This window comes from Salipiger mangrovisoli, assembly GCF_015223355.1.
Lineage (GTDB): Bacteria > Pseudomonadota > Alphaproteobacteria > Rhodobacterales > Rhodobacteraceae > Salipiger > Salipiger mangrovisoli.
In genome coordinates, this window is sequence record NZ_JADFFK010000052.1 from 1 (window position 1) to 9035 (window position 9035).

Here is a 9035-nt window from a genome sequence, read left to right on the forward strand (position 1 = left end):
CTCAACGTCATGGCCGGCCCGCTGCGCAAGTGGCGCTTCGTCGCCGCGCCACCGGTCGAACACCTGATGTGACGCGGCGAGGGGGATCCGGCGCAAGGCTGGCCCGTCGAAGAAGAAAGGCCGCAGGAGATATCTCCTGCGGCCTTTTCTTGTACTTGCTGCGTTGCGCGATCAGTTCGTCGCGGCGCGCAGCGGCTAGCGCGCATCCAGCGCGTCGCGCATCTCGCCCACCGCCTCGGGCGAGACTGCCTCGGCGCCGTTGCCGAAGCTTTTGCGCACGTAGGTCAGGATCTCGGCCACCTGCGTGTCGTCCATCTTCCAGGCGAAGGACGGCATTCCGGCGGCGGTCTGCGCGGCGTGCGTGTGCGGCGCGCGGGTGCCCTTGAGCATCGCGTGGATCATGTTGGTCGGATCGCCGAGCAGTCCGTGGTTGGCCGAGAAGGCCGGGACCATGTCCTCGATGCCTTCGCCGTCCAGCCCGTGACAGGCCGAGCAGTTGACCTCGTAGACATCCGCCAGTCGCGCCATGTCGGTCTCGGCGAGCGAGGCCGCCTTGGGGGCGGGGGTGTCCGAGGCGGACAGGGCTGTGAGGTAGGTGCCCACCGCCAGCGCGTCCTCGTCGGTCAGGTACTGCAGCGAATGCTCGACCGCCTCGGCCATCGGCCCCGCCGCGACGGCGACGCCGTCGGTGCCGGTCTTGAGGTAGGTGGCGATGTCCTGGGCCGAGCTGCCGCCGAGGCCGACATGCGGGTTCGGGGTCAGGTCGGGCGCATACCAGTCGCTGATGTTGCCGCCCTGCAGGTAGGCGCTGGCCACCTCGGCCCCCAGCGCGTTGCGCGGGCTGTGGCAGGCGGCGCAGTGACCGCCGCCGTCGACGATGTACTTGCCGCGGTTCCACGCGTCGCTCTCCGACGCCACCGGCTCGAAGCCCGCGTTGTCGAAGAACCGCATGTCCCAACCCGCCATCGGTCCGAGGACAATGGCGGGCGCTCTGGCGGTGAGGGCTTTCCAGCGCTTCGCGCTCGGCGATCGCATCGTGGCGCTTGCGGGGCGATGGGCGTTCAGGAATTGATCCAGTGGATCAACTCGGCCCGGAACGGGCGAAGCCTCGGCTCTTAGGTAGCGTCGGCGGTCACCGGACGGATCTTTTCGCCAAGCGGCATCTGGCTGGGTCAGATCTAGCAGGACAGGTGCAACACCGATATGGCTCCCGGCGATCTCCCTTCTCGGCAGATTTGCGTCGCAAACCGCCTGCCGGGCAAGGAACAGCGCGGGTCCCCGGCGTTTCCTCATCAATTCCGAGATGCAGCTTGCACCAGACCCGCCGCTTGCGACCGCCGTACTGTCGGGCGTGCTTGCAGGCGTGCCACTCGCCTTCGCCCTCAACCTCGATGCCGGTGCTCTCAATCAGCAGATGTAGCGGGCCCTCGGACCCGCGATACGGGGTTTTCACAACCAGACTCGTCTGGCGGCGCGACAGCGTGCCGAGGTCGGGCGTTGCCCAGTCGAGACCGACCAGCCGCAACATGCTTTCCACGAAGCCCCTCGTCTGGCGGAGAGCCATGCCGAACAACCCCTTCATCGAAACTTGATAGCGGCATCGCAGTAAGTTCGCCGGCGGCCTACGCCTGCCTGTCGGTGCGGCGTCCCAAGTCACAGTGGGATCGAACCAAATGCTCGGCGATCCTTGGCGCTTGAGCGCTTCATTTTGGGTTAGCGAGTTCCCGGTCCGGTTGGACGGGAGCGTGGGTCTGCTCATGCATCGCAGCTACCACGCTGGAGTCACGAGATGGATCCCTCACGCGACTTTTGCAACAGAGGACAAGCTCGGCTATCGCGGTTGCACAGGTCTCGACCCGGAAATGGCAGTGCGCTCGGCGCGCTGGGGATATCGGCCGGAGTTGGAAACGGAGCCGCGCGACCCTTTCGTTCGTCACACACTTCGCGAGTTCCGCGGACGCGTGAGGGCGCATTCGCGTGTCCGCCGAGAGCCGCAGGGCCTTGGCGATGAGGACTGCCGCGCCAAGCGAATTGGCCACTTCAGCGGTCGGCCTTACCGCGAGACCGACTTTGGTGCGTATCTCGGTGGGCAACGCGTGCAGGATGGCGCTCTGGCGCTTTAGCGCCGAGCACCTGATTGCCTTGGAAACATACTTTCCGCAGCGCGCCGCCGGGCATTGTTGAGCGCGGAGTTCGGACCTTTGTGGAACCCGGTCGCCGTGAGGTCCGTTTTGACTGCAGGGGCGATACCCATCGCCTGATCCCATGCCACCTTCAAGCAAGAGAGCCATATGCGGACACGATTGAAAGTGAACGGCGAGGCCCACGAGGTCGAGCACGACACGCGCGCCACCCTCCTTGACGCCCTGAGAGACCAACTCGACCTGACCGGCACCAAGAAGGGCTGCGACCATGGCCAGTGCGGCGCCTGCACGGTGCTTCTCAACGGCAAGCGGGTGAATTCATGCCTGTGCCTGGCCGCCATGCACGAGGGCGACGAGGTGACCACCATCGAGGGGCTCGGCAGTCCCGAGGCGCTGAACGCCCTGCAGAAGGCCTTCGTCGCCAAGGACGGCTACCAGTGCGGCTTCTGCACGCCGGGGCAGATCGTCTCGGCCACCGCCATGCTCGAGGAGTTGCGCGCGGGGGACCCGTCATTTGCCTCCGCCTCGCTGGAGGGGGAGATGCCGCTCGACGATGCCGAGATCGCCGAGCGCATGAGCGGCAACCTCTGCCGCTGCTCGGCCTATCCGCTCATCCGCGAGGCCATCGCCATGGCCGCGGAGGTGAAGTCATGAGGGACTTCGAATACAGCCGGGCCGAGACGCTTTCCGGCGCCGCGGGTCAGATGGGCGAGGGCGCGAGCGTCATCGCCGGGGGCACCAACCTGCTCGATCTGATGAAGATACAGGTGATGACGCCATCGCGGCTGGTGGACATTTCGCGGATCGGCGAGCTGCAGGGCATCTCGGAGGACGGGGACGGCCTGCGCATCGGCGCATTGGTGACCAACTCCGAGCTGGCGGCGGACGGGCGCATCCGCAGCGGCTGGCCGCTGCTATCGCGTGCCATTCTGGCGGGCGCCTCGGCACAGATCCGCAACAAGGCGACCACGGGCGGCAACCTTCTGCAACGCACCCGCTGCCCGTATTTCTACGACACCGCCATGGCCTGCAACAAGCGCAGCCCCGGCGAAGGCTGCGCGGCGCAGGAGGGCGTCGGGCGGATGCTGGCGATCTTCGGCACCTCCGAGCATTGCCTGGCGGCGCATCCCTCGGACATGGCGGTGGCGCTGGCGGCGCTGCGGGCCGAGGTGGAGATCCGCTCGAAAGAGGGCGAGACGCGGTGCCTGCCGGTGACCGAGCTCTACCGGTTGCCCGGCGACCGGCCCGACCTCGAGAGCGTTCTGGAGCCGGGCGAGATCATCACTGCCGTGCGCCTTCCCGCACCGCTGGCGGACACGCGGCAGGTGTACAAGAAGGTGCGGGACCGCGCCTCCTACGCCTTTGCGCTGGTCTCGGTGGCGGCCGTGCTGGAGATGGAGGGAGATCGCATCGCTTCGGCCTCGCTGGCCTTCGGCGGCGTTGCTCCCCGCCCCTGGACCGACCCGGAGGCCGAGCAGGCGCTCGTCGGGGCTGCCCCGGGGGATGAGGCCTTCGGCAAGGCCGCTGACGTGCTCATCGAGCAGGCGCACTGCCATCCCGACACCGAGTTCAAGAAGCCGCTACTGCGGCGTACCCTGATCGCCGCGCTGCGCGAGGCCACCGGACTGGCCAAACCCGCGACAGGCGCCAGCACCGCGAGGATCCCGGCATGACCAAGACCTTCCGCATGGACGAGGCGCAGCCGCGCCTGCTCGATGAGACCGGCCAAGGCATCGTCGGTGCCCCGCTCGACCGTCCCGAGGGACCAAAGAAAGTGTCGGGCCGGGCGCATTACGCCGCCGACGGGCTGCCCGAGGGAGCGGCGCATGGCGTGCTGGTTCGAGCCACGATCTCCCGCGGGCGCATCACCGGCATCGACGAAAGCTCGGTCTCGGGCCTCGGCGGGGTGATCGGCGTCTTCCACGGCCCCGAGTTCCTGCGCAACCCGGCGCAGGGCATGGCGGGCGAAGCCCCGGTACAGCCCGGCGACGAGGTGCACTACCACGGCCAGCCGATCGCGCTGGTGGTTGCCGAGAGCTTCGAGGCGGCGCGCGACGCGGCGCAGCGGCTTGTCGTGAGCTACGAGGCCGAGGAGGGCGTGGAGACCGATCCCGCCAGCGCCAGCGCGCTCGAACAGGACGATCCCGAGACCGCCGGGGACTTCGACGCGGCCTTCGCGGCGTCGGAGGTGACGCTCGACCGCAGCTACGCCACCGCGCCGCAGGTGGCCGCCGCGATGGAGCCCCATGCGGCGGTGGCCGAATGGGAGGGCGACAGCCTGACCCTGCGCGGCGCCCTGCAGATGCTGCGCTTCAACAAGGACGAGCTGGCAGACTCGCTCGGCATCCCGGCGGAGAAGGTGCGCATCCTCGCGCCCTATGTCGGGGGCGGCTTCGGCTCGAAGCTGGGTATCGGCCCGGAGGCGGTCGCCGCCGCGCTCGCGGCGCGCGCGCTGGGGCGGCCGGTGCGGGTGGTGATGACCCGGCAGACCGTCTTTGATGCCGTGCTCCGGCGCAGCGAAACGAGCCAGCGGCTGCGGCTTGGTGCCGACAGGGACGGCCGACTGCGGGCGCTTTCGCATGACGACCGTGTGTCGAACATCGAGGGGGAGGGCTTCGCCGAGCCGGTGAGCCAGGCCTCGCAGTTCCTCTACGGAGCCGACGGGCTCAGCTTTGCGCAGACATTGGCGCGGGTTAGCCGGACGCCTGCGGGCTCGGTCCGCGCGCCGGGAGAGGCCGTGGGGATGCTGGCGCTCGAGCAGGCGATGGACGAGCTGGCCGAGGCGCTGGAGATGTGCCCGGTGGAGCTGCGGCTGAAGAACCTGCCCGAGAAGAACCCGATGACCGGCCAGCCGTTCAGCGCCACGCGTCTTGCGGATTGCCTGCGCGAGGGGGCGGACCGCTTCGGCTGGGCAGACCGCAAGCCGATGGGCAGCCGCCGCGAGGGCGAGTGGTTCGTCGGCATGGGCATGGCCTCGGCGGCCCGCTCGAACATGCTGGTGAAATCCGCCGCGCGGGTGCGGCTCGGCGCGGACGGCGCGGTGGTCGAGACCGACATGACCGACATCGGCACCGGCACCTACGCGATCCTCGGACAGATCGCTGCCGAGATGCTGGGGCTGCGGGTGGAACAGGTCGAGGTGCGCCTTGGCGACACCAGTTTCCCCGGGGCCTCGGGTTCGGGCGGCTCCTTCGGCGCCAACTCGGCGGGCTCGGCGACCTTCCTTGCCGCCAAGGCGATCCGCGAGACACTGGCCGGTCGCATGGGCTGCAGCCTGTCGGAGCTGACCCTGCAGGACGGCATCGCCCGCGGCGGCAATCGCGAGATGCCGCTGTCGGAACTGGTCGAAGAGGAACTGGTCGAGGAGGCCAGCGTCGAGGCCGGTGACACCTCGGAGAGCCATTTCTCCTCGGGCTTCGGCGCGCATTTTGCCGAGGTGGCGGTGCATGCCTACACCGGCGAAGTGCGGGTGCGCCGCATGCTTGGGGTGATGGCCATGGGGCGGATCCTCAACGAGAAGACTGCGCGATCGCAGGCGCTTGGCGGAATGATCTGGGGGCTGGGTGCGGCGCTGACCGAGGAGATGGCCCATGACCCCCGGACCGGCCACGTGGTGACCCGCGATCTTGCCAACTACCACGTTCCCGCACACGCGGACGTGCCGGGTGACATGACGGTGGTTTTCCTCGAGGAGCGCGACGACATGGCCAACCCGATCCAGACCAAAGGTATCGGTGAGCTCGGTATTTCCGGTGCGGGGGCGGCGATCCTCAACGCCGTGCGCAATGCCTGCGGCGCGCGGGTCTATGACATGCCCGCGACGCCAGACCGGGTGATCGCGGCGATGGAGGCGGCGGGGTCTTAAGGTTCCAAGAGATGCATTCGCCGTTTCGGCGGCGGATGCGCGCCAACATGCGTTTTGGAAAGGCGTCATTTCGGGTCGCCCGAAGATCACACGATGCGACCACGGTCTTCCAGCGTTTTGCGTCCACGGCCAAGACCCGGCGCGATCCCGATTTGCAAAGAGGAGATACCTCCGATTGCGGTCGCTTTGCGCGGTCCTCCCCGAGGCCGGAAGAGTTTCGCCATTCCCGAGGCGTTCGCCGACCGCGACGATATCCATTCGATCTCAAATGAGCAGCTTTACCGGCGAGTGTGTGTCGTCGAGAGGCGAGGGCCGCGCCGCCAACTTGAGCAAGCCGAACGCCTCCTGAACGGCCAGCGAGAGCCCGGCGCTTGGCGTCATGCAAACCGAGCGTCCGGCCCGGCCAGAACGTCTCGAAGTCGCTCAGGTCGTTCGCTGAGGTTCCAGCGCACCCGTTTCGGAACGCACCCGCAAGATCATTCCGTCCACCTCCCACTCGATCCGGCAAGGTTTCGCTGCGCGTCTCGAGACCTTAACGCGAGGTGTCGTGTGCGGTTCATCGCGGAGGCAGCAACTGCTGCTTGATGACCTTGGCAGGTCCGCAGGCCAAGTCGGCCGCGGCCGCTGGCATATTGTCCGCACCGACCGCAGAAGCTCATCCCATTGCCATGAAGCTTCGACCATGGGTGATGCGGCCGCCGGAGTAACTCGCGTTCGCGCGCGCCGGGAGACCACTTGAGCCCGGACTGCGGCGGACGATCAATCCGAAACGGCGAGCATTCGTCGCCGAAGCATCCTGTTGATCTCGTCACAGTTCGTGGCTCTCGCTTCGTCGCGGCCAGGCACGGTCGAATTCGACGCAAAGTAAGTCATTTGACTGCATCCTGGGTCTCTCGTGACAAATGCGTCCTTTTTACCCCATGTCAGATGCGCTAGGTTTGGAGGCTCACGCAGGTCCGGTGTAGGGCCCTTCGCGACGATAGATGGAGTCCTGGAGATCAGCTGAAGGCGGCACTTTGGAACAGACTTTGTTTGATACTGATGCGGCCATTCCGGGGACAGGCAGCTACGAGTGGCATCTGGACGACGACAAGCTCTTCTGGAGTCGGGGACTTCTCGAGCTGTATGGGTTGAAGCACCCACCTGATCGGGCGGCCGACTTCTTCGCATCGGTACATCCCGAGGACAGGCAACGCATCCGAGAGGAAATGGCCGAGGTCTGCGCGGATGCGGACACGTTCGAACATAAGTTCAGGATCGTGCTTCCGGACGGACGCGTGCGATATCTGCTGGATCGTGGACTTGTGGTCAGAAATGCCCATGGCACCGCGGTCAGACTGTCGGGCGTGGAGACTGATGTCACCGATGTTGTTGACGCGCGTATTTTTCCGAAAGGGCGGGCCCCGGAGGGCGGTGTCGTACTCGGCGACGCGGAAATTCTCGATGCGGTCTTCAACGACGCACCCGTTGGTATCGGGATCTGGGACAGAGACCTGAAGTTTCTGAAGATCAACCCGCTCTTGGCTGAAATGAACGGCCTCGCGCCGGAAGTTCACATCGGGAAGAGAGCGGAGGAACTGCTGCCTGACGTTCGCGAGATTGCTGGCGTGGCGAAGCTGCTGCAGGACGTCTTGGACAGCGGCACCGCCAGGCGCGACGTCGAGATTTCGGGCTCCACCCCGGCGCGGCCCTCCGAGCGGCGACACTGGAACGAGCACTTCTTCCCGATCAGATCTGCGGGCCGCGTGGCCGGGATTGCGGCCATCGTCGAGGATGTCACCGAGGCGCGCAAGGCGCAGGAGACCATCGACGCGCTGCTGCATGAGCTGAACCACCGGAGCAAGAACCTGGTCTCGCTCATACTCGCCATATCACGGCAGACGGCGCGGTCCCGGCCCGACGATTTCCTGCCGGTGTTCCAGAGCCGACTTGAAAGCATGTCGGCGGCGCAGGACCTCCTTGTCCGCCGCAGCTGGCAGGACATAGAGCTCGAAGCCCTCGTGCGCTCGCAACTGCCGCACTTCGCGGAGCTGATCGGCAATCGGATCATTCTCCGGGGCGCTCCGGATGTCACGATCCCGGCCCCGGCAGCCCAGTCGCTGGCACTGGCGTTCCATGAGTTGACGACGAATGCGGTCAAATACGGGGCGCTGTCGAACGAGACGGGCAAGCTCACGATCGCCTGGCAGCTTTCCCCGGACGGCACGCTCCTGCAGATCGTCTGGCGCGAGCGCGGTGGTCCGGCCGTCTCGCAGCCGTCGAGGAAGGGGTTTGGCTCGACTCTGACCGTCGGGATGCTGCAGTCCACTCTGGGGGGCGAGATCGACGTCGACTATTCGAGCGAGGGTCTTACCTGGAGCCTGAAATTCAAGCTCCGGGGCTGACTGGGTGGCCCGCACCGCAAGGCGCCACCAGAGCCTGCGGTTCGCTCTGGTGACCGGCGGCGCGAAGTTGTTCCTCCATGAGAGGTCAATCAGCCCGGCCGTATTGAGATCACATTCGGCAGGTTCAAGGACTGGAGGTGCGTGGCAATCCGCTATGACCACTGTCCAAACGTCTTTTTCTCGGCCATTGCCCTCGCCTGAGCCGTCACCTTCTGGATCTGAAAATCAATGAATCTGGAACGTACGGGCACGGCAATGTCGGACAAGGGCTCTGCGTCGATCCGGCTCGTGACTTCGCGGGTGTCTGCTTCTCGGCCAACGGCCAGATTCCGCCCTACGGAGAGGACCGCGCCCAGGGTGTCCTGCACCGGGCACGAGCAGCAACGCCGGGGTTCGGTGCGGCGCGCTTGCGCGACGTTTGCGGCGGCGGCACCGCCGCCGGTTGACTCTGCAACGCCCGGAGGATGCATTGCGCATTCAAGACACTGAAATCCGAACTGGGTCCGACATGGTCACAAATGCTCTTCGCGCTTCGGCGCCGGATTCCTTCCGCACCCTCGGGGCGGTCTTGTCGAAGACCTACAGGTTCATCGCGATCGACGTGGAAACGGCCAATTCGGACGCCAGCAGTATCTGCCAGAT

At 66.5% G+C, this 9035-nt stretch carries 5 protein-coding genes and 1 pseudogene; 4 read left to right on the top strand and 2 right to left on the bottom strand.

From position 1 onward, the window contains the following. Positions 1–195: 195 nt before the first annotated feature. On the bottom strand, positions 196–951 hold the full coding sequence (locus IQ782_RS28770) for a c-type cytochrome (protein WP_240989658.1): 756 nt from the start codon (positions 949–951) through the stop codon (positions 196–198). A 316-nt stretch (positions 952–1267) separates the two neighbouring features. After that, positions 1268–1759 (bottom strand): annotated as a pseudogene (locus IQ782_RS28775) (transposase); the annotation flags it as partial. Between the two features lie 532 nt (positions 1760–2291). Between IQ782_RS28775 and IQ782_RS28780 the strand changes: the two are divergent. The 4 genes from IQ782_RS28780 (at position 2292) to IQ782_RS28795 (ending at position 8393) form a co-directional block, all read left to right on the top strand. Continuing rightward, positions 2292–2798, top strand: coding sequence for a 2Fe-2S iron-sulfur cluster-binding protein (locus tag IQ782_RS28780; protein ID WP_194138104.1), 507 nt, complete (start codon positions 2292–2294; stop codon positions 2796–2798). Then, positions 2795–3817, top strand: a complete 1023-nt coding sequence (locus tag IQ782_RS28785) for an FAD binding domain-containing protein (protein ID WP_194138105.1) — start codon at positions 2795–2797, stop codon at positions 3815–3817. Before IQ782_RS28780 ends, IQ782_RS28785 begins: the two co-directional genes overlap by 4 nt. Next, entirely contained in the window at positions 3814–6009 is a 2196-nt protein-coding gene (locus IQ782_RS28790) for a xanthine dehydrogenase family protein molybdopterin-binding subunit (protein ID WP_194138106.1), read from the top strand. Before IQ782_RS28785 ends, IQ782_RS28790 begins: the two co-directional genes overlap by 4 nt. A gap of 1028 nt (positions 6010–7037) precedes the next feature. Continuing rightward, positions 7038–8393: a sensor histidine kinase gene (locus IQ782_RS28795; RefSeq protein ID WP_194138107.1), complete on the top strand. Its 1356-nt coding sequence runs from the start codon at positions 7038–7040 to the stop codon at positions 8391–8393. Positions 8394–9035 lie beyond the last annotated feature (642 nt).